The 24,200-nt window shown below is 71.5% G+C and carries 23 protein-coding genes and 1 riboswitch; of the genes, 16 read left to right on the top strand and 7 right to left on the bottom strand.

The window, feature by feature from the left end; genetic code table 11:
* Positions 1–38: 38 nt before the first annotated feature.
* Complete coding sequence (locus tag B0675_RS25100; RefSeq protein WP_241539871.1) at positions 39–965, bottom strand: CDP-diacylglycerol diphosphatase; 927 nt, start codon at positions 963–965, stop codon at positions 39–41.
* 493 nt (positions 966–1,458) lie between these two features.
* On the opposite strand from B0675_RS25100, the gene B0675_RS25095 reads away from it, so the two are divergent.
* Entirely contained in the window at positions 1,459–3,903 is a 2,445-nt protein-coding gene (locus B0675_RS25095) for an alpha-L-rhamnosidase C-terminal domain-containing protein (RefSeq protein WP_241539870.1), read from the top strand.
* 130 nt (positions 3,904–4,033) lie between these two features.
* Here B0675_RS25095 and B0675_RS25090 read toward each other — a convergent pair whose 3' ends face one another.
* Positions 4,034–4,453: an ATP-binding protein gene (locus B0675_RS25090; RefSeq protein WP_081221313.1), complete on the bottom strand. Its 420-nt coding sequence runs from the start codon at positions 4,451–4,453 to the stop codon at positions 4,034–4,036.
* 334 nt (positions 4,454–4,787) lie between these two features.
* Between B0675_RS25090 and B0675_RS25085 the strand changes: the two genes are divergently transcribed.
* Positions 4,788–5,543, top strand: a complete 756-nt coding sequence (locus tag B0675_RS25085; RefSeq protein WP_081221310.1) for a hypothetical protein — start codon at positions 4,788–4,790, stop codon at positions 5,541–5,543.
* Positions 5,544–5,690: 147 nt separating this feature from the next.
* Here the strand turns inward: B0675_RS25085 and B0675_RS25080 are convergent, their stop codons facing one another.
* Complete coding sequence (locus tag B0675_RS25080; RefSeq protein WP_081221307.1) at positions 5,691–6,182, bottom strand: FBP domain-containing protein; 492 nt, start codon at positions 6,180–6,182, stop codon at positions 5,691–5,693.
* A gap of 71 nt (positions 6,183–6,253) precedes the next feature.
* On the opposite strand from B0675_RS25080, the gene B0675_RS25075 reads away from it, so the two are divergent.
* The 8 genes from B0675_RS25075 to B0675_RS25040 all read left to right on the top strand — a co-directional run bounded on the left by B0675_RS25075 (position 6,254) and on the right by B0675_RS25040 (position 15,534).
* Entirely contained in the window at positions 6,254–6,823 is a 570-nt protein-coding gene (locus tag B0675_RS25075; RefSeq protein ID WP_081221304.1) for a TetR/AcrR family transcriptional regulator, read from the top strand.
* A gap of 100 nt (positions 6,824–6,923) precedes the next feature.
* Positions 6,924–8,108: a GDSL-type esterase/lipase family protein gene (locus B0675_RS25070; protein ID WP_081221302.1), complete on the top strand. Its 1,185-nt coding sequence runs from the start codon at positions 6,924–6,926 to the stop codon at positions 8,106–8,108.
* Between the two features lie 139 nt (positions 8,109–8,247).
* Positions 8,248–8,467: riboswitch (cobalamin riboswitch) on the top strand.
* Between the two features lie 161 nt (positions 8,468–8,628).
* A complete protein-coding gene (gene metE, locus B0675_RS25065; protein WP_081221299.1) occupies positions 8,629–10,947 on the top strand; it encodes a 5-methyltetrahydropteroyltriglutamate--homocysteine S-methyltransferase in 2,319 nt (772 codons plus the stop codon).
* A gap of 191 nt (positions 10,948–11,138) precedes the next feature.
* Positions 11,139–12,005 (top strand): oxidoreductase, encoded by an 867-nt coding sequence (locus tag B0675_RS25060; protein WP_179165364.1) that lies wholly within the window; start codon positions 11,139–11,141, stop codon positions 12,003–12,005.
* A complete protein-coding gene (locus tag B0675_RS25055; protein WP_241539869.1) occupies positions 12,002–12,589 on the top strand; it encodes a hypothetical protein in 588 nt (195 codons plus the stop codon). The genes B0675_RS25060 and B0675_RS25055 overlap by 4 nt, the downstream gene beginning before the upstream one ends.
* A gap of 196 nt (positions 12,590–12,785) precedes the next feature.
* Positions 12,786–13,115, top strand: a complete 330-nt coding sequence (locus tag B0675_RS25050; protein WP_081221295.1) for a hypothetical protein — start codon at positions 12,786–12,788, stop codon at positions 13,113–13,115.
* Positions 13,116–13,216: 101 nt separating this feature from the next.
* A complete protein-coding gene (locus B0675_RS25045; protein ID WP_081221294.1) occupies positions 13,217–14,854 on the top strand; it encodes a serine/threonine-protein kinase in 1,638 nt (545 codons plus the stop codon).
* On the top strand, positions 14,851–15,534 hold the full coding sequence (locus B0675_RS25040) for a hypothetical protein (RefSeq protein WP_081221293.1): 684 nt from the start codon (positions 14,851–14,853) through the stop codon (positions 15,532–15,534). Before B0675_RS25045 ends, B0675_RS25040 begins: the two co-directional genes overlap by 4 nt.
* Positions 15,535–15,555: 21 nt before the next feature.
* Here the strand turns inward: B0675_RS25040 and B0675_RS25035 are convergent, their stop codons facing one another.
* The gene (locus B0675_RS25035; RefSeq protein ID WP_081221292.1) at positions 15,556–16,560 is read right to left on the bottom strand and encodes a LacI family DNA-binding transcriptional regulator; all 1,005 of its coding nucleotides are present in this window, start codon (positions 16,558–16,560) and stop codon (positions 15,556–15,558) included.
* Between the two features lie 100 nt (positions 16,561–16,660).
* Between B0675_RS25035 and B0675_RS25030 the strand changes: the two genes are divergently transcribed.
* Together B0675_RS25030 and B0675_RS25025 are read left to right on the top strand one after the other, a co-directional pair.
* The gene (locus B0675_RS25030) at positions 16,661–17,602 is read left to right on the top strand and encodes an amidohydrolase (protein ID WP_081221291.1); all 942 of its coding nucleotides are present in this window, start codon (positions 16,661–16,663) and stop codon (positions 17,600–17,602) included.
* A gap of 37 nt (positions 17,603–17,639) precedes the next feature.
* On the top strand, positions 17,640–18,140 hold the full coding sequence (locus B0675_RS25025) for a cysteine dioxygenase family protein (protein WP_081221290.1): 501 nt from the start codon (positions 17,640–17,642) through the stop codon (positions 18,138–18,140).
* 112 nt (positions 18,141–18,252) lie between these two features.
* Here B0675_RS25025 and B0675_RS25020 read toward each other — a convergent pair whose 3' ends face one another.
* The 3 genes from B0675_RS25020 to B0675_RS25010 form a co-directional block, all read right to left on the bottom strand.
* Positions 18,253–18,747 carry a hypothetical protein gene (locus B0675_RS25020; protein WP_081221289.1) on the bottom strand — a complete coding sequence of 165 codons (495 nt, stop codon included), beginning with the start codon at positions 18,745–18,747 and terminating at the stop codon, positions 18,253–18,255.
* Between the two features lie 344 nt (positions 18,748–19,091).
* The gene (locus B0675_RS42075; RefSeq protein ID WP_081221287.1) at positions 19,092–19,349 is read right to left on the bottom strand and encodes a hypothetical protein; all 258 of its coding nucleotides are present in this window, start codon (positions 19,347–19,349) and stop codon (positions 19,092–19,094) included.
* The gene (locus tag B0675_RS25010) at positions 19,336–19,641 is read right to left on the bottom strand and encodes a DUF6400 family protein (RefSeq protein WP_107482726.1); all 306 of its coding nucleotides are present in this window, start codon (positions 19,639–19,641) and stop codon (positions 19,336–19,338) included. Before B0675_RS25010 ends, B0675_RS42075 begins: the two co-directional genes overlap by 14 nt.
* Before the next feature lie 200 nt (positions 19,642–19,841).
* Here B0675_RS25010 and B0675_RS25005 point away from each other — a divergent pair, with 200 nt between their 5' ends.
* From B0675_RS25005 to B0675_RS24990, 4 genes are all read left to right on the top strand, one after another.
* Complete coding sequence (locus B0675_RS25005) at positions 19,842–20,339, top strand: lamin tail domain-containing protein (protein ID WP_081221284.1); 498 nt, start codon at positions 19,842–19,844, stop codon at positions 20,337–20,339.
* Between the two features lie 297 nt (positions 20,340–20,636).
* Entirely contained in the window at positions 20,637–22,388 is a 1,752-nt protein-coding gene (locus B0675_RS25000; protein WP_081221281.1) for a diacylglycerol kinase family protein, read from the top strand.
* The gene (locus B0675_RS24995) at positions 22,388–23,341 is read left to right on the top strand and encodes a YihY/virulence factor BrkB family protein (protein ID WP_081221279.1); all 954 of its coding nucleotides are present in this window, start codon (positions 22,388–22,390) and stop codon (positions 23,339–23,341) included. Before B0675_RS25000 ends, B0675_RS24995 begins: the two co-directional genes overlap by 1 nt.
* Positions 23,341–24,126 carry a phosphatase PAP2 family protein gene (locus B0675_RS24990; RefSeq protein WP_081221278.1) on the top strand — a complete coding sequence of 262 codons (786 nt, stop codon included), beginning with the start codon at positions 23,341–23,343 and terminating at the stop codon, positions 24,124–24,126. The genes B0675_RS24995 and B0675_RS24990 overlap by 1 nt, the downstream gene beginning before the upstream one ends.
* Positions 24,127–24,200 lie beyond the last annotated feature (74 nt).

The raw sequence follows: 24,200 nt of genomic DNA, 5'->3' as shown, positions 1-24,200 counted from the left end.
GGTTGCGTCGGCCCTCGGCACCCGGCGTCAGGCCGCCGTCAGGCGTACACGAGCAGGTAGTCACAGGTGCTGGTGCCGCCGTGCAGGGACGTGTCGCTGTTGAGGACGTAGAACCCCGCGACTCCGGTGGCGGTCGTCTTCGGCACCACGATCAGCGTCTGGTCCGCCATGCTCAGCCCGTTCGGCCGGACCACGTACTGGTTCAACAGCGCGAAGAGGTTCTGCCTGAGGTCGGTCAGTTTGAGAATGCGGTACGTGCGGTCGCCCGAACCTCCGGTGCCGGTGATGGGGGCCTGGTTGGCCGTGGCGGCCCACTGCGCGGGGTGCGTCGCCATGCGGCCCATCGTGTCGAGTTCCTGAAGGCGTCGTTGCGTGCCGGCCCGGACGCCGGCCAGGTGGATGTGCATCTGGTCGAAGCGCCGTGCTCCCTTCGAGTTGATGCCCAGTCCGATGTCGGGGTACTGAACAGGAACGCCGCCCCCGCTCCTCGCGTTCTCCCAGGCGTCGTTCCAGTAGTTCGCCACCCCGGAGGTCACGAGGAACGGACATTCGATACCCGTGATCCGGCAGCTGGGGAGCAAGAGGTAGTTGTGCTGCGTCTCGGGCTTTCCGTGCAGCACGACGTAGTTGGGCGTCGTCTTCAGACAGTCGGGCTTGGGCTGCGGCGCGGGCGGGACGATGCCCCGCGTGCAGTACTGGACGTCGTGCCAGAGCGGATCGTTGTCGGTGAGGCTGCCGCAGAGAGCCTGCATCTGAGACGGAGGACAGGGGCTCTGGCCCGACCCGGGCGGCGAGGTGGGCGGAACGGGGCATGTGCAGGGGCTCTCGCCGCGCCCCGGATCGTCCGTCGCGGCGGCGCTCCCCGTCGCGCCCGCACCCGTCAGCAGTGTGGCGGCACCGACCGCGCCCGAGAGCGCGATGAATTGACGCCGGGGCAGCGCGTTCACGTTCTTGTGCTCGTTCATGCGTGATCTCCGATGGTGACGACCGCAACGGGGTGGTACCGACCCTGAACGAGGGCGGACGGTTTCGCCCGGTTTCGCCCCTCGCGGATCCGCTCACAGGGTAGGCAGCGGCGGACCCGATACCCGGCAACCGAACGGGTGAGCGTCACACGCTCCGCCATGGGAGGCCGGCCCGGTCCGACCGCGAACCCAACCTCCCCCTGCTCAACACCTGTACGCCGCCCACCTCCTGGGATAGCGTCGCCTCGCCCGTCACGATTGAATCGTTTCAGTCACTGAGGAATGAGGCGCCATGTCGTCGCACAGCACTCCAGACAGCACTCCGGGGACCGGCCCCTCCCGGCGGGCGGTCGTCGTCGCCGGGGCCGGGGCCCTGGCCGTGACCGCCGCCGGGGTCCCGTTCGCGGGGGCCGCGTCCGCCGCCGGGAGAACGGACGGGGCCGGGGCGCCGGCGCCATCGGTACCCCGTGCGGCAAAGGGGTGGCAGGGGTACGTGCAGGCCCCGGCCTCCCGGACCGTGCGGCCCGTACGGGTCATCGCCTCCACCGGTGATGTGAGCGGCGCCGAGGGCCTGTTGAAGCCGGGCGGCGCGAGGGCCGTGCTGCGGCGACCCCGGCCCGCCGCCGCCCCGCGCTGGCCCGAAGGCACCGCGGCCGAGGCATCGTCGGCTCACGCGGGGAACAACGGCAACGACGGGCAGCCGCGGACGTACGACGCCAAGAACGCGATCGACGGCGACCCGGGAACCTTCTGGAACGACGACACGATCGGCGTGTTCCCCGACACCCTGACCATCACGGTGCCGGCGGCACGGGAGATGTCCGGCATCACGCTGATCTCCAACGGCGACGGCGTGCCGACCGACTTCACGGTGGACGCCTGGAAGGACGACGCCTGGCAGACCGTCGCCACGGTGAAGGACAACGATGTCATCCAGCGGGCGGTGCCGTTCTCCCCCACGGTGACCACCACCCGGATCCGCATCACCGTCACAGGCGTCCAGGACACCCCGAAGGGTGCCTTCACCCGGGTCAACGAGGTGTGGCCCGAGCCCGTCGCCCCGGTGGCGGCACCCAGCGTCACCGTGGACTTCGGCAAGGTCGTGGTGGGGTTCCCGCGCGTCCGGTTCACCTCCGCGTCCGACAACTCACCCGGTGTACGGCTCGCGTTCTCCGAGACGAAGCAGTTCCTGACCGACCGCTCCGACTTCACCCGCTCCGACCAGTCCGGCGGCGCCGGCCAGGGGACGGACCAGTTCGCCGTGCCGGCCAGGGGCGCCGACTGGACCGACCACAAGGGCTACCAGTCCGACGGCAAGGTCTACGCCGACGGCCTGCACGGCTTCCGGTACCTCAAGATCACCCTCGACGCGCTGGCCGGCGACGCGCCCGTCGCACAGCCGTGGGGAACCGTCGAGATCGACTCCGTCAGCCTCGACTTCACCGCCTACCTCGGCACGCCGAGCACGTACCGCGGCTGGTTCCTCTGCTCCGACGACGACCTCAACCGCTACTGGTACGGCGCCTCGTACACCAACGAGCTGGTGACGGACACCTTCCGCCAGGACGACGTCGACCCGCGCAACGCCTGGAGTCCTTCGCTGGAGGGCAAGCTCGTGCTGCACGACGGGCCGAAGCGTGACCGGGACCCGTACGTCGGCGACCTGGCCGTGTCGGCGCGGACCCTGTACCTGACACACGACGACGCGGCCGCCGCCGCACGCAACGTGCTGGCCGACCTCGCCGAACATCAGCGGGCCGACGGTTGGATACCGCCGGCCTCCATCTCGGGTTACGGGCTGCCGCTGTTCGACTATCCGCTGTGGTGGGTGACGTGCAGCTGGGACTACGTCCTCTACACGGGAGACCGTTCCTACGCGAGCCGGTACTACCCGAACCTGCTCAAGGCGCTCGACACCTGGTACCCGAGTGTCACCGACAGTGCGGGCCTCCTCAGCAAGGGGCTCAACAACACCGGCGGCTACGGCGACTACGCCTTCCTGGACCGCACCGGTCGCATCACCTACTACAACGCCAACTACGTCCAGGCTCTCGACGACGCGGCGCGGATGGCACGCTGGCTGGGGCACGAGGCCGACGCGCAGCGCTGGGAAGCGCGTGCGGGCGCGGTGAAGGACGCCGTCAACGCCCACCTCTGGGATGCTGACGCCGGCGCCTATCTCGACTCCGCTACCGGCCCGGTACGCCACGCGCAGGACGGCAACTCGATCGCCATCACCGCGGGGATAGCCGACGCCGAGCGCGCCGCCTCGGCGCTGGCCCACCTGGACGCCACCACACACCGGCCGTACGGCAACGCGTTCATGGACAACGACACCATCTTCGGCGATGCCTCGCAGCGGGTGTACGCGTTCACCTCGTACCCCGAGATCGTGGCCCGCTTCGAGAGCGGCAGGGCCGAGTCGGCGGTCGACCAGATCCGGCGCACGTACGGCTGGATGGACAGCCACGATCCCGGTATCACGAACTGGGAGGGCATCGGCCCCGGCGGATCACTGTACGAGGGTGCCTACACGAGCATGGCGCACGGTTGGTCCACCGGCGTCCTGCCCGCCCTCACCCATCAACTGCTCGGCGCCCGACCGACCTCCCCCGGCTACGCCACCTGGGAGGTACGCCCCCAGCCCGCGGGCGTCAGCTGGGCGCAGGGCCAACTGCCGACGCCGCACGGTCCGTTGCAGGTCAGCTGGGAAGCGGAGCGCACCGCGTTCGACGTGACCGTCCATGTACCCGGCGGTACCCGTGGAGCGCTCACCTTCCCGATGGACGCGCGTGAGGTGACGGTGCGGGCGGGCCGACGCGTTCTCTGGGACGGCCGCCGGCCGTCGGACCGCACGGTGCAGGTCTCCGACCACCAGGTCACCGTCTCCGGTCTCGGAGCGGGCACCCACACCTTCACGGCCGTACGGCGCAAGTGAGAGCACGCCGGGTGGGGAGCCGATGTCGACTCGGCTCCCCACCCGGCGTGTTCATGTGACCGCATCCTGAAGGTCGGCCTGTTCGCACCGGCGTCCCGAGCGGGCCGACTCCGTGCGAGAGGGTGAGCGCTCAGCCGCCGTCACCCTGCTGGTGGGCGCTCTCCGGGCGGAAACAGGCCGTCACCGTCTTGCCGTGACGCTGGCACTTCATACCCCAGTCGTCCGCGAGCATCTGCACGATGCCCACGCCCCGGCCGGAGACCGCGCCCGGTTCCGGATCGCGCTGGCGGGGCAGGGTGGGGTCCTCGTCGTGGACGCTCACATGGAGGCAGTCGCCGTCCCAGGTGAGGACCAGAGCCGCGTCGCTGCGCGCGTGGATGTGCGCGTTGGTGAGGAGTTCGGACACCGTCAGGACGACGGCGTCCACCGTGTCGGGTTCCTGGGCCGTCCAGGGCAGGGACTCCAGGTGCCTGCGGGTCCACTGTCGTCCGGCCCTCACGCCGCCGGAGACCGGGAACGAGTGCGCCCAGCCCATCGCCTTGACCGCCATGTACCTGTCCTCGCTCCCATTTCCTTCATGCCTACCGTGCCGTGGAACTCGGGTACCCGAAAGACGCCCACACACTCGGGCGGGGCCGCCGCCGGCACCCACATCGGCCGTGAGGAAGTCAATCCCGCGCCACAAGTCACCCTCTCCCGGGGGCCAACCTTCGCGCGACGGGAACAACAGGTGCCCCCTGTCCGTACTATCGGTAGGCCGGGGCACGACGCAGCAGGTGCGGCTGCGCGCCCCGTCCTCCAGCGCGGTCGCCAGGACGCGCCTCGCCCTCCGGCCGCTCCATGTGTGTTCATGTGGCGGTCGTGCACCGACGAAAGGTCACACCATGCCCGACACCACGTCCTCCACCGAGCTGACATCGCAGTACACGGCCCAGGTCATCGGCGACCTGGACCGCAACACCAAGGAGCAGGAGCGCATCGGTGCGGAGATCGACGCCCTCCAGGAGCAGTTGAACGCGCTGCGCCACGACCACTCCGTCCTGACGAGCCTCCACCAGGCCCTCGGTGTCACGGAGAAGGCCGTCCCCACCAAGGCGGTCAAGCCCGCGGCGCCGTCCGTGCCCCAGCAGAAGTCCGCCGCCAGGGCGACGAGCCCGGCCAAGGCGGCCAAGGCCGCGAAGACCACTGACGCCAAGGGCACCCGGTCGCGCGCCAAGACCGCCGGCAGTGCGAAGGATGTCGCGTCGAAGACGGTCGCCGCCAAGGCGTCCGACGCGAAGACCGGGGCTGCGAAGACCGCGGATGCGAAGTCGTCCGGCGCCAAGGCCGCTTCCGTCAAGAAGCCCGCGGCCAAGGCCGTCTCGGGTCAGCCCACCCTCGTCGAGCTGATCCGCGGCTACCTCACCGCCCAGGGTGAGCCCCGTTCGGCCGCGGAGGTGTCCACGGCGCTGGGCAAGACCCACCCCGACCGCCGTATCCAGACGAATGTCGTGCGCACCACGCTGGAGAACCTCGTGGCGAAGAGCCACGCCCACCGTGCCAAGCAGGGCACGTCCGTCTTCTACACGGCGACCGACGGCCACAAGCCGGCGGCCACCGCGGCGAGCACCGAGCAGCCCGTGGAGGCCAGCGCCGGCTGACCGTCCGACGTCAGGCACCCGGTCCGCGAGGAACGGGGAACCGTTACGCCTCGCCGCGCCCGGACGGGCACGGCGTCGCGCCTCAGCTCTCCGTCTCCCCGCGCCCGGCACCTTCCCGAGCCGCGGCCCGGGAAGACCATGTGTCCCTCATGCCGTCACCTTGGCGACGAACGCCGCCAGGTTCGTCACGGTGCGCTGGATCTTCTCCTCCAGGGTCAGCGACTCGTGCATCCGTCCGCCGACGCCCGCGTCGCGCTTGCCGCGCACATACAGCGAGCAGGCGAGGTCGCTGCATATGTAGGCGCCCACCGAGTTGCCCTGCTGCCCCTGCTTGCCCGCCTTGGGCGCGACCATGAGGGACACGCCTCCGGTGTGGGTGGTCACGCACAGCGAGCACATGCTGCGGCGCATATGCCCGGAGGTCTGGGCGGGGCAGCGCAGGGCCAGCGCGCGGAGGCCGCCGTCCAACTCGACGACGATGTAGGTGCGTTCGGGTGACTGGGGGTCGCGCCAGCCGAGGTAGTCGAGGTCGTCCCAGGGGCGGTCGGCCAGGTCGCGCGGGACGGAGAGGCGCTTCGCCTCGCCCTTCGTGCAGTTCACGAAGGCGGCACGGATCTCTTGCTCGGTCAACGGCTTCATGACACCTACGCTAATTTGCCTAAACCTATTAGGCAAATGCATAATCAGTTCTGCCGGAAGAGAGGATCACTATGGTTCGTGCAGGACTGACCACGGAACGTCTGACGCGGGCGGGAGCCGAGCTGGCCGACGAGGTCGGCTTCGACCAGGTGACCGTCTCTGCGCTGGCCAGGCAGTTCGACGTCAAGGTCGCGAGTCTCTACTCGCATGTGAAGAGCTCGCACGACCTCAAGACACGGATCGCCCTGCTCGCCCTCGACGAGCTCGCCGACCGTGGGGCGACAGCCCTGGCCGGACGCGCCGGGAAGGACGCCCTGACCGCCTTCGCGAACGTCTACCGCGACTACGCACGCGAGCACCCGGGCCGCTATGCCGCGGCGCAGCTGCGGCTGGACCCGGAGGCGGCCGCCGCCAGCGCGGGCGGGCGGCACTCACAGATGACGCGGGCGATCCTGCGGGGCTACGACCTGGTGGAACCCGACCAGACCCATGCGGTCCGCATGCTCGGGAGCGTCTTCCACGGCTACGTCAGTCTGGAGATGTCGGGCGGGTTCAGTCACAGCGCCCCGGACTCGCAGGAGAGCTGGTCACGCGTCCTGGACGCCCTGGACTCCCTGCTGCGGAACTGGCCCGCGCCCTGACCGAGGCGGCAGGACCGACGGGTTCACCGGCAGACAGCGCTCGCCGGGTTCCGCAGCGTCGGCACCGTACGAATCCCCCGAACGACAGGCTCAGATCATCATGCAGAGCGAGCACGACCGGATCACCACACCCGTCACCGCCGACCTGGTGCGGGGCGCCATCGAGCTGGAGCGCACCGCCGTCGGTCTGCTGCCCCACCGGCTGCCCGCCCGGGCCCGCGCCCAGTGCGCCGACGCTCAACTGGCCATGGCGGAGGCCCAGCCCTCGGGCGTTCGGCTGGCCTTCAGCACGCGCGCCACGACCATCGAGCTGGACACCCTCCCGACCAAGCGGGTCTACGTGGGCGCCCCGCCACGGCCCGACGGGCGGTACGACCTCGTGGTCGACGGGCGCCTTCTGGATGGGTCGACCGCATCGGGCGGCAACACGCTCACCCTCGACATGACCACGGGCTCGGCGACGACCACACCCGGCCCGGTCGGCACCGTTCGTTTCACGGACCTGCCCGACGGCCCGAAGGACGTCGAGATCTGGCTGCCGCACAACGAGACCGCCGAACTCGTGGCCCTGCGCACCGACGCCCCCGTCGAGCCCACGCCGGACCACGGCCGCTCGGTGTGGCTGCATCACGGCAGTTCGATCAGCCAGGGCTCCGACGCCGCGAGCCCCAGCACGACCTGGCCCGCACTGGCCGCCTCGCTGGCCGGGGTGGAACTCATCAACCTGGGACTGGCCGGCAGCGCCCTGCTGGACCCGTTCACCGCCCGTACCCTGCGCGACACCCCCGCCGACCTCATCAGCGTCAAGCTGGGCATCAACGTCGTCAACACGGACCTGATGCGACTGCGGGCCTTCACGCCCGCCGTGCACGGCTTCCTGGACACCGTCCGCGAGGGCCACCCCACCGCACCGCTGCTGGTCCTCTCCCCCATCCTGTGCCCGATCCACGAGGACACGCCCGGCCCGAGCCTGCCGGACCTCACGGCGCTGAGCAGCGGACGACTGCGGTTCCGCGCCGCCGGCGACCCCGCCGAGCGCGCGAGCGGAAAGCTGACGCTCCAGATCATCCGTGCCGAACTCGCCGGGATCGTGGAGCAGCGGGCCGCCGCGGACCCGAACCTGTACTACCTCGACGGACGGGAGTTGTACGGAGAGGCCGATGCCGTCGAACTGCCGCTGCCCGACGCGCTCCACCCCGACGCCGCCACCCACCGGCGTATCGGCGAACGGTTCGCGAAACTCGCCTTCGACGGCACCCGGGGCTTCCCCGGGCCTTCCGCCTGACGGGACGCGGGCGCGGGCGCGTCTCCAGGGCCGTCCGCCGCCCTCCGTACACCCGTTGACGTGCTCGGATCCCCATCCGGGCGTCGCGTACGACCGTCCGGGATGTGGGCGTTCTCCCCAGCACGGCGTCCGTCCGCATAGGGTGATGTCCGCAGCTGGTTCGCCCCGTCCGCCAGGCGGGATGCGTCGTAAGAGGGAACCCGGTGGGAATCCGGGACTGCCCCGCAGCGGTGAGCGGGAACGACCGCCGTCATACGCACTGGGCCCGGCCGGGTCTGGGAAGCGACGGCCAGTAGGTGACCTCCGTCCGGAGGGCGTGCCCGCGAGTCCGAAGACCTGCCCGCTGCCCGTGCGCGACCCATCGCGTGCGGACATCCCGGTGACCTCGTGGGCGGGTCGGCGTACATACCTGGCGGCACGGCCGCGCTCCGGCGCGCCACGTCCTCCCGCCCGGTACGTCACCCTTCGCGCTCGCGGCTCCCATCGGGATCCAGGGAGACATCTCGCGAAGGAGATTTCCGTGACCACGAAGACCGCAGCCGCGGCAGCACGGGCCACCGTGTACGGCTACCCCCGCCAGGGTCCGAACCGGGAACTGAAGAAGGCGATCGAGGGCTACTGGAAGGGCCGTGTCAGCGCCGACGCCCTCCGTGCCACCGCGGCCGAACTGCGCAGCTCCACCTGGCGGCAGCTCGCCGAAGCCGGCATCGGCGAAGTACCGACCGGCGACTTCTCGTACTACGACCACGTCCTGGACACCAGCGTCATGGTCGGCGCCGTCCCCGAGCGTCACCGGGAGGCCGTCACCGCCGACGCCCTCGACGGCTATTTCGCGATGGCCCGCGGCACCCAGGACGTGGCGCCGCTGGAGATGACCAAGTGGTTCGACACGAACTACCACTACCTGGTCCCCGAGTTGGGCCCCGACACCGTCTTCACCGCCGACTCGTCCAAGCAGGTCGCCGAACTCGAGGAGGCCCTGGGGCTCGGCCTGTCGGCCCGTCCCGTCCTGGTCGGCCCCATCACCTACCTGCTCCTCGCCAAGCCCGCCCCGGGTGTGTCCGCGGACTTCGACCCGCTGACCCTCCTGGACCGGCTGCTGCCCGTCTACACCGAGGTGCTCGCCGACCTGCGTGCCGCAGGCGCCCCGTGGGTCCAGCTCGACGAACCCGCTCTCGTCCAGGACCGTACGCACGCCGAACTGAACGCCGCCGAGCGCGCCTACCGCGTCCTCGGCGCTCGCACCGACCGTCCGCAGCTGCTCGTCGCGTCGTACTTCGACCGGCTCGGCGAAGCCCTGCCCGTCCTCGCCAAGGCTCCGGTCGAGGGACTCGCCCTCGACTTCACCGACGCGGCGGCCGCGAACCTGGACGCGCTCGCCGCCGTCGGCGGTGTGCCGGGCAAGCGGCTCGTCGCCGGGGTCGTCGACGGCCGCAACATCTGGGTCAACGACCTGGAGAGGTCGCTCGCCACACTGGGCACCCTGCTGGGTCTGGCCGGGCAGGTCGACGTGGCCGCCTCCTGCTCGCTGCTGCACGTGCCTCTGGACACCGCCGTCGAGCGCGCCATCGAACCGCAGGTCCTGCGCTGGCTCGCCTTCGCCCGCCAGAAGACCGCCGAGATCGTCACGCTCGCCCGGGGGCTGTCGCACGGCACGGACGCCATCGCGACCGAACTCGCCGCCAACCGGGCCGATCTCACCGCCCGCACGGGCTCGGCGCTCACCCACGACCCCGCCGTACGCGCCCGCGCCGCCGCCATCACGGCCACCGACTCCCACCGCTCGCAGCCTTACGCCGAACGGACCGTCGCCCAGCGCGCCCACCTCGGCCTCCCGCTGCTGCCGACCACCACCATCGGCTCGTTCCCCCAGACCACCGAACTCCGCGCGGCCCGGGCCGACCTGCGCACCGGACGCACCGACGTCGCCGGATACGAGGAGCGCATCAGGAGCGAGATCGGCGAGGTCATCGCCTTCCAGGAGAAGACCGGCCTGGACGTCCTCGTGCACGGCGAGGCCGAGCGCAACGACATGGTGCAGTACTTCGCCGAACAGCTCACCGGCTACCTGGCCACGCAGCACGGCTGGGTCCAGTCCTACGGCACCCGGTACGTGCGGCCGCCGGTCCTGGCCGGCGACATCTCCCGCCCGGAGCCGATGACGGTGCGCTGGACGACGTACGCCCAGTCGCTCACCGACCGGCCCGTCAAGGGCATGCTCACCGGGCCGGTCACGATGCTCGCCTGGTCCTTCGTCCGCGACGACCAGCCGCTCGGCGACACCGCCCGACAGGTCGCCCTCGCCCTGCGCGACGAGGTGAACGACCTGGAGGCGGCGGGCACTTCGGTGATCCAGGTCGACGAACCCGCACTGCGCGAGACCCTGCCGCTGCGCGCGACGGACCGCCCCGCCTATCTGGACTGGGCGACCGAGGCGTTCCGCCTCACCACCGCGGGTGTCCGGCCGGACACGCAGATCCACACCCACATGTGCTACGCCGAGTTCGGGGACATCGTCCAGGCGATCGACGACCTCGACGCCGACGTCATCAGCCTGGAGGCCGCGCGGTCCCACATGCAGGTCGCCGGCGAACTCGCCGAGCACGGCTATCCGCGCGAGGCGGGCCCGGGGGTCTACGACATCCACTCACCGCGTGTGCCGAGCGCCGACGAGGCGTCCGCCCTGCTGCGCAAGGGACTTGAGGCCATCCCGGCCGAACGCCTGTGGGTCAACCCCGACTGCGGGCTGAAGACCCGCGGCTGGCCCGAGACCCGAGCCTCTCTGGAGAACCTGGTCACCGCGGCCCGCACGGTCCGCGCGGAGCTGTCCGGGTCCTGACCCACGAGGGACGACGTCCGGGAGACGCCACGGGGCGTCTCCCGGCCGTCGTCCCTTCGTCCGTCCACCGCCCGGATCCGCTGATCATGACGGCGGCAACACAACCGACCCGAAGCTGCCGCCCGTTCGACGTCTTCTTCGGATCCGGTCGACAAGATCGCACCTGAACGCGGCCCACTAAGGTGATGATCGTGACAGCAGAACGATGGGCACTGGGCGGCGACCTGAACGTCGCACGCATCGGTTACGGGACGATGAAGCTGACCGGCTGGCCGCGGGGCGACCGGCCGGACCGGGAGACCGCTCTCGGCGTCCTGCGCCGCGCCGTGGAGCGTGGGGTGAACCATCTCGACACCTCGCACTACTACGCCCGGGACGGGGTGGCCGCCAACGAGCTGATCCGGGAGGCGCTGCACCCCTACCCGGACGACCTGGTGATCGTGACGAAGGTGGGCGCGCTGGTCGAGGGGGCCGACATCGCGCTGCCCGCCGACCGGAAGACCGGCCTCACCCCCGACAACCTGCGCCGCGGCGTGGAGGCGAACCTCCGCTCCCTGGGCCTGGACCGGCTCGACGTGGTGAACCTGCGCATGGGTGACGTCGACCGGCCCGGCGCCTCCCTCGCGGATCCTCTGGAGGCCCTGCTCGCGTTGCGCGACGAGGGCCTCATCCGGCACCTCGGTGTCTCCAACGTCACGCTGGAGGAGTTCGAGGCTGCGCGCGCGATCGCTCCGATCGCCTGCGTCCAGAACCTCTACAACCTGTCCCGACGGGACGACGACGTCCTCGTCGACGCCTGCGCCGCTGCCGGCATCGCGTATGTGCCCTTCTTCCCGGTGGGCGGCTTCCAGCCCGTCACCGCCGAGCGACTGGACACCGTCGCCGCCCGTCACGGCGCGACCGTGCCGCAGGTGGCCCTCGCCTGGCTGCTCGCCCGGTCACCGAACATCCTCCTCATCCCCGGCACGGGATCACCCGCCCACCTGGAGGAGAACATCGACGCGGGCACGCTGAAGCTGACCGCCGAGGATCTCGCGGACCTGGAGGTCGGCCGATGAGCGGCGGCAGAGCGACCCTCGAAGAGACCGCGGCGCCGAACCCGGAGGACGCGCCGGACGCCGGCCGCGGGGGCGCACGGCGCTGGCCGGTCCGCACGGGCGTCGCGGTCGTCGTCCTCGCCCTGCTCGCGGGCGGGATCGTGTGGCTGTTCCAGGACGAGCTGTTCAAGCCGTTCGGGGACGCGCGGGCCTGTGAGGGCAGCACGACCGAGCTGCCCAAAGTGATCTCGGCCGGCGGCGTCCCGCTCCCCGCGGATGCTTCGGACGTCCACTACGCCACCCGCGAGGGCACCGCCCAGGTCTCCTTCCTCAGCGACCGGATGCCGGACTACCTGCACCGCGCGGGACTCCTGCCGCAGGACGCGAAGCCGTTCGACGAGCAGTACGGCAGCGCCTACGCGCTCGCGACGGACGAGGGGGAACTCCCCAAGGGACTGTGCGGCCCGGCCTTGAAGGGACCCGCCTGGAGCTACATCACCAGGGGCCCGGGTACTGGAGTGAACGTCCTGATCGAGCGGTCCCCCGTCGTCCCCGGCCGGTTCCGTTCCCCCGCTCGGGCCGTCGTCACGTTCGACATCAACTGAGCCTGAGGTCCTGCCCACCGCTCTCCAGGACGACCCGCTTCACCCGAGGAGGGCGGCGCGTGTCGACCGAACGGCCTCGTCCGGGAGCCCGGCGGAGGCAGGGTCCGCGAACCGATCCACTTCCGTTGCCGCATCGGGCCAATCCGCGACCGCTCCGGCTACGGATGACTGAGGAGGACTCCGAGGGAGGACGGTCATGGCGGGATCGGCTCGTGCCCGGATCATCGCGCTGGCGGGCCGCCGCAGCTGGATCGTGGTGGAGGGGCGGCTTCCGCGGTCCGCGGCCCCGTACCTCTCCGCCGTGCTGCGGGAGAGGTGCGGGCAGCAGGCCGTGGTCTTCCTCGACCTGCGGCAGGCCCAGCTGTCCGGTGCCCAGGAACCGCGCGGCGCGTTCCTGCCCGACGGCCCCCGCGTGTTCCACGTCATGGCCGAAGAACCCTGGCGTTCCCTCCTCGCCCGCGACCGCCGTGTGCGCTGGCACGGCTGCGCCGAGGAGGCGTGGCAGGCCTGGTGTTCCGGTCCCTGACGGCTGGAACCGATCCGGCCTGGATCGTGTCTCACAGCACACGGCTGGGAGCGCGTGGGGGCCGGAGCGCCTCACGTGTCCCAGGTCTCGGGGGGTGGGGCATGAGCACGTGGGCGGTACCGGGGTACGCCGAGTCACGGGAACTCGGGTCGGGGGCGAGCGGACGGGTCGCGCTGGCCGTGCACCGGGAGACGGGGCTGCCCGTCGCGGTCAAGTATCTGAGTGAGTCGCTGCGTACCCGCCCGGGTTTCGTGCGGGAGTTCAGGGCGGAGGCCCGGCTGCTCGGAGGCCTGCGCAGCGCCCACGTGGCAGGACTGTACGAGTACGTGGAGAGCCCGGACGGCGCGGCGATCGTCATGGAACTGGTCGACGGCGTCAGTCTGCGGACGCTGCTCGGCAGGGAGGCGCCCCTCTCCCCCGAGGCCGCGCTCGTCCTGCTCAAGGGCTCCCTGCTCGGGCTCGCGGACGCCCATCGGATCGGCGTGGTGCACCGCGACTACAAGCCGGAGAACGTGCTCGTCCGTTCCGACGGCACCTCGAAGCTGGTGGACTTCGGGATCGCCGCCGCCGACGGCACGACCGCGGGTATCGCGGGCACTCCGTCGTACATGGCTCCGGAACAGTGGACCGGCGCCCCCGCGTCCCCGGCCGCCGACGTGTACGCCGCGACCGCCACGTTCTTCGAATGCCTCACCGGCCGGAAGCCCTACACGGGCGAGAACCTCGCCGAGCTCGCGCTGCAGCACGTGGACGGACCCATCCCCGCCGACGAGGCGCCGGAGCCCGTCCGCTCCCTGGTGCGCCGCGGGCTGGCGAAGACGCCCGAGCAACGTCCCACCGACGCCGAGGACTTCGTGGCGGAGCTGGAGGCCACCGCGGGCCGCGCGTACGGACCGGACTGGGAGGAACGCGGACGGGGACGCCTCGCGGCTCTCGCCGCGCTCTCGCTGCTCCTTCTGCCCCATGCCCCCGCCACGCCGCGCAACAGCGTCACGGACACGGCGCGCACCGTCCTCGGCAGGACTCCCGACGTGCTGCGTGCCTGGCGTCCTGGCGGCCGTTCGCTGCTCGTCTCGGTGGCCGCGATCGTCGCGGCCCTCCTGCTGACGTACGGCATCGACCGGCAGGCGCCCGGCCTCGGCGACCCGGGACAGGCGACACAGGCCCTCGCCACCACGAGTGCACACCCGGACGCGACCGGCGGGATCCCCGTGACGGCGGACCCGGATTCCCCGACACCGTCCGCGTCGTCGTCCGACTCGACCGTCCCCACGGTGACCGCGTCCGCCCCTCCGACCGACGGCAGCGTGACACCGACGCCTTCGTCGGCATCCACCACCGCCACCCTCGCGCCGCCGACGACCTCGGCACCCACGACGGCCGCACCCACGACGACCTCCCCGTCGCCCGAAGTCGGCGTCAAGTCGGTGGTGTTCGGCGGCTTCCGGCAGACCGGCACGGCGACCGCCACAGCGTCGGTCACCGTCACCACGGACGGAACCGGCCCCGTCGACATCACGGTCACGTGGTCCACCGGTGACGCCAGTGGACAGCCCGGCGCCCCAGACGGAGGGGCTGACACCTACCGGCGCAGCGGCTCGACCCAGTACACCATCGCCCTCGACCACACCTTCCAGGGCACGGGCTGCTACTGGAGTGTCCGGGCCGGGACGCAGCCCGTCTCCGCGGACGGCGGCGCCTCGCAGCAGCTGATGACGAGGCGGTGCACGATCGGATGAACGAACACCCCGGCGCTCCCGCGCCGTCCGACGACGACTACAGCGCGACCGTGCTGGCCAGCCACTGGATCCAGCGGCCCGACACCGCCGAGACCGACCAGACCGGCACGCGGGCCTCCGACACTCTTGCCCTCGGCGGGACTTCGACCACCCGGGCGCTGTCGGAGCCGACGGTGCCCGACACACCGCCCGACCGGGTCGAGGGAACCCTGCTGCGCTTCGGGCCCGGGGTGAACGCGGACACCGTACGCCGATCGACTGCGGCGCCCGTCTCGGTCCCGACTCCCCGCCGGACCTGGCGGCGGCACGTCCTGCCGGCCCTGGCGCTTCTGGCCGTCGTCGCGTTCCTCCTGTGGCACCGCTCCGGGCCCTCCGTGGGCGTCGAGGGCATCGCGGTCTCCGCCACGTCGTCCTCGCCCGGATGCGACACGACCGTGGACATCGTCGCCGCCGTCACCACCGACGGCCGGCCGGGGGAACTCGCCTACCGCTGGGTGCGCAGCGACGGCACCTCCTCGAAGGTGCTGCACGAGGAGATGACACAAGGTCAGGAACGGGCGCACCTGCACCTGTTGTGGACCTTCCAAGGGGAAGGCCGGTACACGGCGCGTGCCGAGTTGCGTGTGCTGTCCCCGGTGCGCCGCAGCGTCGAGACGCGGCTCACGTACCACTGCCCCTGACCCGTACGGTGCGCCGGATGCTCAGAGGGCGACGGCCGAGCCGCGGGCGCACATCATCGGGGCGCACAGGATCCGCTTCTTGCGCACGCGCTTGCCCTCGATCGCGGAGGCGGTCAGCCGGGCGGCCTCCGCGGCGATCTGGGTCAGCCCCCAACCGACGGTGGTCAGCGGTGGGGTGAGAACGCGGGAGACGGGGTGGTCGTCGAAGCCGACCACGGAGACGTCCCGTCCCACGACGAGCGCGGCCTCGGCCGCGGCCGCGTACACGCCGTAGGCGAGCGAGTCGGAGAAGCAGAAGACGGCGGTGGCCCGCACGTCCCCTTCGAGAACGCCTCGGGCGACGACGGTCGCCGCGCCCAACTCCTGTGGACAGGGCACGAGTTCGGCCCGCAGCCCTATGCGGTCGGCCGCCTCGCGCACGTACACGTCGGCGGGCCGGTCGGGGGTGCTCGGCCGGGTCGGGGTCAGGACGGTGACCCGGCGGTGGCCGAGTCCGTGGAGGTATTCCAGGACGGCGTCGATGCCGGCCCGGTTGTCGAAGATGACCTGCCCGACCGTGCGGGCCCGGCTCAGTGAGTCTCCGACCGCGACGACGGGCAGGGCGTCGGCGATCGCCGTCCACTCCTCGGCGGCCGGGTTCACGGGGGACACGAGGAGAGCGTCGACGCGCTGGTCGCGCAGTTGCTTGGCGAGGACGAGTTCCCGGTCGGGGTCGCCGCCCGCGTCGAGGATCAGCGCGTAGCGGTCGCCGGCGAGGAGTTCGCGGCCGATGGCGGCCATCAACTGCTGCTGCCACAGGTCCTGGAGGTCGCCCGCGAGGACGCCGACCATGCTGGTGCGGCCGCTGGCGAGGGCCCGGGCGATGGGGTCGGCCTCGTAGCCGAGCTCGGCCGCGGCCTTGCGCACGCGTTCCTCGGTCTCCTTGGAGACGTGTTTGCCGCGCAGGGCGTAGGAGACCGCGGCGGTGGAGAGGCCGGTGGCCTCGGCCACCTCCCTGAGGGTGGTGCGCTTCGGGGGCCTGACCATGCCGGGAAGCCTACCGGGCCGCGTCCGGATCGCGGGCACCTGCTTGACACGCCAGGTTGTTAATCGCTTAAGTTAAGCGCATCACTGAAGCGCTTAACCGATGACCGATCGCTGCTCCCGCCACACCGCACGGACCTCCGAGGACTTCAGGGTGCCCATCGACGTCCACCAGCACATATGGCCTCCCGCCTTCGTCGAGCTGCTCAGGGCGCGCACCGCGCCTCCACGTCTCGACGGCTGGACGCTGCACCTGGAGGGCGAGCCGCCGTTCGCGGTGGACCCCGGTGACCACGACGTCGAGGCCCGTGCGCGGCTGGCCGTCGCCGACGGTCTCGGCCTCGCCCTGGTGTCGCTGTCCAGCCCGCTGGGCATCGAGTACCTGCCGCCGGCCGAGTCGCTGCCCCTGCTCGATGCCTTCCACGCGGGCGCTCTGGCGCTGCCCGCGCCGTTCGGCGTCTGGGCCTCCCCCTGCCTGAGCGCGCCGGACCCCGACGTGGTGGAGCAGACGCTCCGGCAGGGTTGTGCGGGACTGCAACTCCCGGCCACAGCACTGCTGGACGCCGCCGGCTGGCGCACGTGCGCTCCCCTGCTCGACCTGCTGACACGTCTGGACAGACCACTGTTCGTCCATCCGGGCGCGGCCCCCTCCGGTCCCGGGGCCCCCTCTTGGTGGGCGGCCCTGGTCCCCTACCAACAGCAGCTGCACAGCGCGTGGTTCGCGTTCCGGGCCTTCGGCCGTGCCCGTCATCCGGGGCTGCGGGTCTGCTTCGCGGCGCTCGCGGGTCTGGCGCCGCTGCACGGCGAACGGCTCGCGGCGCGGGGCGGCGGGCGCGGCGAGGTCGACTTCGACGTCTTCTACGACACCTCCTCCTACGGCACGCGCGCGGTGGACGCCCTGGTCCGGGCCGCCGGCATCGACGTCGTCGTGAGCGGGAGCGACCGGCCCTACGCCCCTCCCGTCGTCCCCGATCTGGGCGCGGACGCCGCCGTCCACGCCCTGCGCACCGTCAACCCCGCCCGCCTGCTGCACGGCCGCGTCTGATCCGTGCGACGGGCCCATCCTGGAAGGGAACACCGCCGTGACGTACTCGTCCCTGCCGGACCGCACGCTCGACAAGCACGAACTCCAGCGGCTCGTCGACGGTCTGGCAGCCCGGCCCGAACTCTGGCGCGACCAGGTCGCCTTCTCCCACGAGGAGCGGCACTACGCGTCGCTGCACCGCGACGAGTACGTCGACGTCTGGCTGCTGTGCTGGACCCGGCAGAACGACACCGGCTGGCACGACCACGACATCTCGGCGGGCGCGGTCCGGGTCGTCCAGGGGGTGCTGAACGAGTCCAACCCCCGGATAGGCGGCCGTCATCTGTCGGTGGCGGTCGGCGCGGGCGAGTCGTTCTGCTTCGGTCCCGAGCACATCCACCGGCTCACCGGCGCCACCGACGACGCGGTCTCGCTGCACGCCTACTCGCCGCCGCTGTGGCGCCTGGGACAGTACGACATCACCGGGGACGGACTCATGCGCCGCGTCTCCGTCTCGTACGCCGACGAGCTGCGCCCGCTGGACAGCCCGGCCGCGTGAGGGAATTCCGCCGGCGGATCGCCGGCGGAGATGGGCGTGTTCCCCGGCCCTCGCACCGGGATCCCACGCGCCGAGAACCGGTGGCGCCCCGCGTGACCGCGGCGCGCCGTGGTCAGCCGCGGGAGGATCTGCCCTGGTCCCGGCGGCCCTGCCGGGGCTGGGGACGGCCGCGGCCGCCGGAGCGGGACCGTGACGGTGCCGCGGGTGCGTCACCACTGTTGAAGCCGGGGCCGCTCGGCGCGCTGAAGCCGCCGGGCACCGCGGGCACGGCCGCCGGGGTCCCGGCACCAGGGGTCGCCGGTGCCGGCGCGACGGGTGTCCTGGTGCGAGGGAGGGCTCGGCCGAGAACGCGGGTGTGGGTCATCAAGGGGGCGCAGGCGGCGCAGACTTCCATCAGGGTCCACACCTGACCGACGGCCGGGTCGTGCCGCAGGACGAGCAGCACGCTGCCCGCGCAGTGGACCTGACTGTCCTCGTGGGAGGCGCACTGCGTCTGCCGGCAGGCACAGGCGGCGTCGGGATGCACGGTGGCGGCCCGGGCGTGCGCGCCGACATGGGCCTCGGCGAAGCGGCGCAGGGAGGCGAGGTCGCGGGAGCGCGGCGGCATCGCGCAGGGAGAGGAGCAGGAGACGGACGCCGTGCGGTCACTGTGGCCGGAGATGCGGACGGTCCATGTCCGCCCCGGACGTCGTGCGGCAGGGCTTTCGGAGTGTGGGAGGTCCAAGACCGGCAGTCCTTCGGCAGTGGGGGTCTTCGCGCAGGTGCGCACAGGTTCTTTACCCGCGCGGACCGGTCCGTCATCCACCGGTGGGCCACGAGCGTCATCGAATCTGTGAACGACGACGTGCGCGGGCCCGGACTTCTGTCGTGCGGGGCTGCGATCTTCCCACAGCGGCGCATCGGAGATCCTCGACCCGCCTGGGGCCTTCGGAGGATATCTCCCGGCGTGCGTCAGCGCTTCGAGCGGCCGCCCGTGATCCGGTCCCACCAGGAACGGGTGGCGCCGAAGCCGGTCTCGTGGGTCCACACATGAGTGCAGGACGGACACTGCAGATGCAGCAGGCTTCCGGTGGTGGAGAGCAGGTAGCGCCAGTGTTCGGAGCACGACCGACGCTGCCCGCACGACGCGCACCCGCGGTTGTCCGCGCAGTTCGGGCAGGTCACCCAGGCACGGCGTCCGACGTCCGCCTGGGGATCAAGCGGCAGCACTGCCGTCTCCGCGCCGCGGCAGCACTCCGGCCGCGACGAGATCGTCGTACACGCGCTGCTGTTCCGCGTCGAGGCCGGAGTAGAGGAGGGCGCGGGCGGCCTCCTCGCCGCGCAGCGCCTCGATCGGATCCCAGTCGGGACCGAGCGCGGCCAGGACCTCGGTCTGCCGCAGGGCCTCGTGCGCGGTGAGGTCGACGGTGAAGTCCACCAGCGCGGGAGCAGCCGACCTGTCGGCGCCGCCCGCGGTTGCTCCGTCGCGGTCCTGGGGTGCGGGGGACGTATGGGGATCCATGGGACACAACTTAGGTAGGCCTTCTTCGCGGCGACAAGGGGAGGTGGGCGACGTCACACCAGGTCAGGCGGTCGGAATCGGCTCGCCCCACCCCTGCACCCGGGGCGCTCTTTACGTTGCCCACACATTCCTGTCACCTCGCAGTCACACGCTCGATATGCTCCTGGAGCTTCATCCGCACCACTGAGGGGGGAATCCTCATGCGTATTCGTGCTGCCCTGGCAGTCACCGCAGCCGCTGCCGGGGCGTTCGCGGCCGTCGCCGCCACTCCGGCGCAGGCCACCGAGTACTCGTCCGCGCTGAAGGTCAAGGGCGTGCAGTACGACGCTCCGGGCCGGGACTCCAACAGCTGCTCCACGGGCAACACCCGGAGCGAGTACCTGACGATCAAGAACTACTCGTCCAGCGCGACGGTGAACCTGAAGGGCTACGTCGTCAAGGACGCCGTGGGCACCACCTTCACGTTCCCGTCGAACCACTACCTCCAGCCCGGGGACTACATCAAGCTCCGCGGCGGACACGGCACCGACTCGGACGCGAACAACGTCGTCTACCGCCAGAACTGCAACTTCCTCTGGAACAACGACAAGGACACCATCTACCTGTACAAGCCGTCCGGCGCCCGCGCCGACGTGCACGCGTACAGCGCGTCGTCCAACGACCGTGACGGCAACGGGTACATCACGTACCACGGCTGAGGCGGCGGGCGACCGGAGTCGGCCGGCCCGTCCGGGCTCCGGGAAACCATGACTTCAGGAAGCCACGTCGGGGACGGCCTCGGGTGTGTCGCGGCACAGCGGCGCGGCCGGGGCCGTCCCCGTCACCTGTCCGCGATCGGACCAGGACGCATATCCGCGGTCGAAATCAGGGGTTTGGCGTATTTCCACGAGCTGACAGGCCTGTTCCAGGGGTTCGGGGGCAAACGGCGGTGGACCCGGGAGGAGCGCCCGACCGGGCCGAAGCCAGCCGTACTGCGCTGACCCTGGGAGTCCCTGATGCCTACGACCGTGCCGGACAGATCCGCCGGAACCACCGGCGCCCGAGCGGAGAACGCGCGACCCACCCGCTCGTTCACCATGCCCCGGGGCACCGGCAAGACCGCCGCACGCATCGGTGTGCTGACCGTCTGCCAGGCGGCCCTGATGGTGGGGATCGGTCTTCTCATCACCGGTCCCGCCAAGGACGTGTGGCCGCTGACGGTCGAGGACAACGTCAACGAGGGCTTCGAGAACGTCCGTACGGGCACTTTCAACACCCTGTCCTTCATCGCCTCGGAGGCCGGCAACACCCTTACGGTCGTCATCGGCACACTGCTGGCCTGCCTGGCCCTGATCCTGATACCTCGACTGCCGATGTGGCGTCAGGCCGTCTTCCTTGCTGTCGGGGTCTCCCTCCAGTCGCTGGTGTTCCTGGTGATCACCATGTCGGTGGACCGTCACCGGCCCGAGGTGGACCGCCTCGACGCCTCACCGCCCACCTCCAGCTACACCTCCGGTCACACCGGTGCGGCGACCGCCCTGTACGCGGGTCTCTCGGTGATCGTGCTGTCCCGCATGCGGGGGCCCTGGCGCAAGGTCGTGGGCGGACTGCTGCTGCTCCTGCCCCTGATCGTGGCCTTCGCCCGTCTCTACCGGGGCATGCACCACCCCACGGACGTCCTGGGCGGTATGGCCAACGGCGGGCTGTCCCTGCTGATCGTCGGCCGGGCCCTGTTCGTCGACAAGTCCGTGGCGGCGCCGCCCGCCAAGGCCACCGTCCCGGCCGCCCGTGCCGCCGACGAGGGGCATGAGGAACGCCCGGCCGGCAGCACCGCCGTGATCGTCAATCCCACTGTCACCGACGCCGCCGCGCGCGAGGAGCTGCGCGAGACGCTGGAGCGGCACGGCCACCGCGACCCGGTGTTCATCGAGACCACCGCCGACGACCCGGGCGCGGGGCAGGCCACCCGCGCGATCCGCGAGGGCGCGACCGTCGTTGTGGTCTGCGGCGGTGACGGCACCGTCCGCGCCGTCGCCGACGCCATGGCCGACAGCGACGTACCGCTGGCCATCGTCCCCAGCGGCACCGGCAACCTGCTGGCCCGCAACCTGGGGCTGCCGCTCGCCTCCACAGCCGCGCTCGAGGCGGCGCTGACCGGCCGCCCGCACCGACTCGACCTGGGCCACATCGAGGGCGACGATCTCCAGGGCACCCACTTCACCGCCATGGCCGGAGCCGGCCTCGACGCGGCGATGATGGAACACACCGACCCGCGTGCCAAGGCCCACCTGGGCTGGCCCGCCTACGTCCTGGCCGGTGTCGGCACCCTGCGGACCCCCCGGATGCGCCTGACGGTCCGACTCGACGACGCGCCCGCCTTCAGCCGCACGGCCCGGATGGTGCTCGTCGGCAACGTGGGCACGGTGCAGGGCGGGATGACCCTGCTGCCGGAGGCCCAGCCCGACGACGGCCTGCTCGACCTGCTCGTCCTGGACCCGCGTGGCCCCGGCGGCTGGATCCGCGCCGTGCGCACCCTGATGCGGCGCCCCGGTACCTCCGCCGGGACCGCCCCGCGGACCCTTGCGACCGGTGACGACTCCGGGAAGGGCGTGCCGGTGGAGTTCTTCACGTTCAAGCGCGCCGACATCACCTTCGACACACCGCAGTCGCGGGAGCTCGACGGAGATCCGGTCGGCCCCGGCCGTCGTATCACCGCCGAGGTCCGCCCGGGCGCGCTGACCGTGCTGCTGCCGTCGCGGGAGAAGTGATGGGTACGGCCACCAAGGTCCCGGTGACACGGGACATGAGCGGCGAGGAGCTGTCGGCCGACGAGGCGCTGGCGTCTTTGCGCCGCTACGGCGGCTGGCCGCTGCTGCGCGATTCCTTCATCCGGTTCCGCTACGCCGACGGGTTCAGCCACTCGCGGGCGCTCGCTCTCCAGACCGTGCTGGCGGTGATCCCGCTCGCCATCGCCTTCGTCGGGCTGTCCACCACCCTGCACACCGAGAACATCGGCCGGGTGGCCGAACTGACCATCCACCGGCTCGCCGCCGGACCGAGCGCAGAGGTCGTCGATGACGCGCTGCAACGCAGCCGGCACAAGGCGGGCGACGGCGCGGCGGTCGCCCTCTGGTTCGGCGCGGTGTTCTCGGTGGTCAACGTGACGACGGCGATGTGCCAGATAGAGCGCGGCGCCAACCGGATCTACGGCAACGAGCGTGACCGGGTCTTCCACCAGAAGTACCTGCGCGGCCTCGTCATGTCGCTGAGTGCGGGGATACCGCTCGGCCTCGGATTCATCATCATGGTGGCCGGCGGCGACCTGGCGGCCTCCGTCGTGGCCGTCTACCACCTCGACGGAGGCGCCAAGACGGCCTGGGAGATCATCCGCTGGCCGCTCGGGCTGCTCCTCGCCCTGATCTCGGCGAGCGCCATCTTCCGCCGCTCGCCACGCCGTCAGCAGCCCGGCTACACCTGGCTGGCCTTCGGCGCCGTCGTCTACCTGGTGCTGTGGACCGCACTCACCTGGGTACTCAGCCTGTACCTGGACATCAGCGGTTCCTTCGACACCGTCTACGGCCCGCTCAGTGCCTTCATGTCGCTGGTGCTGTGGGCCTACCTGACGTCCATTGCCCTGTTCCTCGGACTGTCCTTCGCCGCACAGCTGGAGGCCTCGCGGGCCCGGCGCCCCGGTCCGATCCAAACCGACCCGGGAGTCTGATGCCCGTGCGTGTCGCCGTCCGCACCCTTCGAGAACGCCGCCGCCGCGAGGCAGACCGCAGGTTCGGCACCCGGCTTCTCGGCGCGACCGCCGTCGCCGCCGTCGCCGCCGTGCCCTTCGGGCTGCTCCTCGTGCTCGTGGAGGGGCGGTGGCAGCCCCTGCGCCGACTGGACTCCGGTGCGGCGCACTCGCTGCACACCACCGCACTGGACCACCCGGCGTGGACGAGCACCCTGCGGTTCCTCTCCGACTGGGTGTGGGACCCGACCACGCTGCGCACCGCCGTCGCCGTACTGACCGTGTGGCTGCTGTACCGGCGGGCGTGGCGGCTGGCCGCCTGGTCCGCCGTCACGGCGGTGGCCGGCGGGGTCATCGGACTGCTGGTGAAGACCATCGTGGAGCGGGCGCGCCCGTCCCTGGAGGACCCGGTGGCGCAAGCCCCGGGCTTCTCCTTCCCCTCCGGCCACGCCATGACCGCCACCACCTCGTTCGCCATCGGACTGCTGGTCCTGCTGCCGATGGTGCCGCGGGCGTGGCGGGTGCTCTGCTGGTGGGTGGCGGGACTGTCCGTGGTCGGTGTCGGCTTCACCCGGGTCGCGCTGGGCGTGCACTGGTTCAGTGACGTGGTGGGCGGCTGGCTCCTGGGACTCGCCGTGGTCGCCCTCACCGCCTGGGCCTTCGAGGCCTGGCGCGCCGACGCCGGCCGCGGCCATGCCGACGTGAGCGGGGGCCTGGAGCCCGAACTGACCCAGAAGCACCCGGAACCGGAACCGGGGCGGCGCTGAAGAACATGACTTTGGGGCGGCGGGCACACCATGTGCCCGCCGCCCCTCGTGTGTCCCGACAGCTGCATGTCCCG

The organism is Streptomyces sp. M41(2017) (assembly GCF_002078175.1).
Lineage (GTDB): Bacteria > Actinomycetota > Actinomycetes > Streptomycetales > Streptomycetaceae > Streptomyces.
The sequence above is the reverse complement of the archived record's forward strand: the minus strand, read 5'-3'. Positions and strand labels throughout refer to the sequence as shown.

Bases quoted from the DNA above. Each gene is read 5' to 3' on its own strand.
- B0675_RS25100 (WP_241539871.1), bottom strand. From the start codon at position 965: ATGAACGAGCACAAGAACGTGAACGCGCTGCCCCGGCGTCAATTCATC.
- B0675_RS25090 (WP_081221313.1), bottom strand. From the start codon at position 4,453: ATGGCGGTCAAGGCGATGGGCTGGGCGCACTCGTTCCCGGTCTCCGGC.
- B0675_RS25085 (WP_081221310.1), top strand. From the start codon at position 4,788: ATGCCCGACACCACGTCCTCCACCGAGCTGACATCGCAGTACACGGCC.
- B0675_RS25080 (WP_081221307.1), bottom strand. From the start codon at position 6,182: ATGAAGCCGTTGACCGAGCAAGAGATCCGTGCCGCCTTCGTGAACTGC.
- B0675_RS25075 (WP_081221304.1), top strand. From the start codon at position 6,254: ATGGTTCGTGCAGGACTGACCACGGAACGTCTGACGCGGGCGGGAGCC.
- B0675_RS25070 (WP_081221302.1), top strand. From the start codon at position 6,924: ATGCAGAGCGAGCACGACCGGATCACCACACCCGTCACCGCCGACCTG.
- B0675_RS25055 (WP_241539869.1), top strand. From the start codon at position 12,002: ATGAGCGGCGGCAGAGCGACCCTCGAAGAGACCGCGGCGCCGAACCCG.
- B0675_RS25050 (WP_081221295.1), top strand. From the start codon at position 12,786: ATGGCGGGATCGGCTCGTGCCCGGATCATCGCGCTGGCGGGCCGCCGC.
- B0675_RS25045 (WP_081221294.1), top strand. From the start codon at position 13,217: ATGAGCACGTGGGCGGTACCGGGGTACGCCGAGTCACGGGAACTCGGG.
- B0675_RS25040 (WP_081221293.1), top strand. From the start codon at position 14,851: ATGAACGAACACCCCGGCGCTCCCGCGCCGTCCGACGACGACTACAGC.
- B0675_RS25035 (WP_081221292.1), bottom strand. From the start codon at position 16,560: ATGGTCAGGCCCCCGAAGCGCACCACCCTCAGGGAGGTGGCCGAGGCC.
- B0675_RS25030 (WP_081221291.1), top strand. From the start codon at position 16,661: ATGACCGATCGCTGCTCCCGCCACACCGCACGGACCTCCGAGGACTTC.
- B0675_RS25020 (WP_081221289.1), bottom strand. From the start codon at position 18,747: ATGCCGCCGCGCTCCCGCGACCTCGCCTCCCTGCGCCGCTTCGCCGAG.
- B0675_RS25010 (WP_107482726.1), bottom strand. From the start codon at position 19,641: ATGGATCCCCATACGTCCCCCGCACCCCAGGACCGCGACGGAGCAACC.
- B0675_RS25005 (WP_081221284.1), top strand. From the start codon at position 19,842: ATGCGTATTCGTGCTGCCCTGGCAGTCACCGCAGCCGCTGCCGGGGCG.
- B0675_RS25000 (WP_081221281.1), top strand. From the start codon at position 20,637: ATGCCTACGACCGTGCCGGACAGATCCGCCGGAACCACCGGCGCCCGA.
- B0675_RS24995 (WP_081221279.1), top strand. From the start codon at position 22,388: ATGGGTACGGCCACCAAGGTCCCGGTGACACGGGACATGAGCGGCGAG.
- B0675_RS24990 (WP_081221278.1), top strand. From the start codon at position 23,341: ATGCCCGTGCGTGTCGCCGTCCGCACCCTTCGAGAACGCCGCCGCCGC.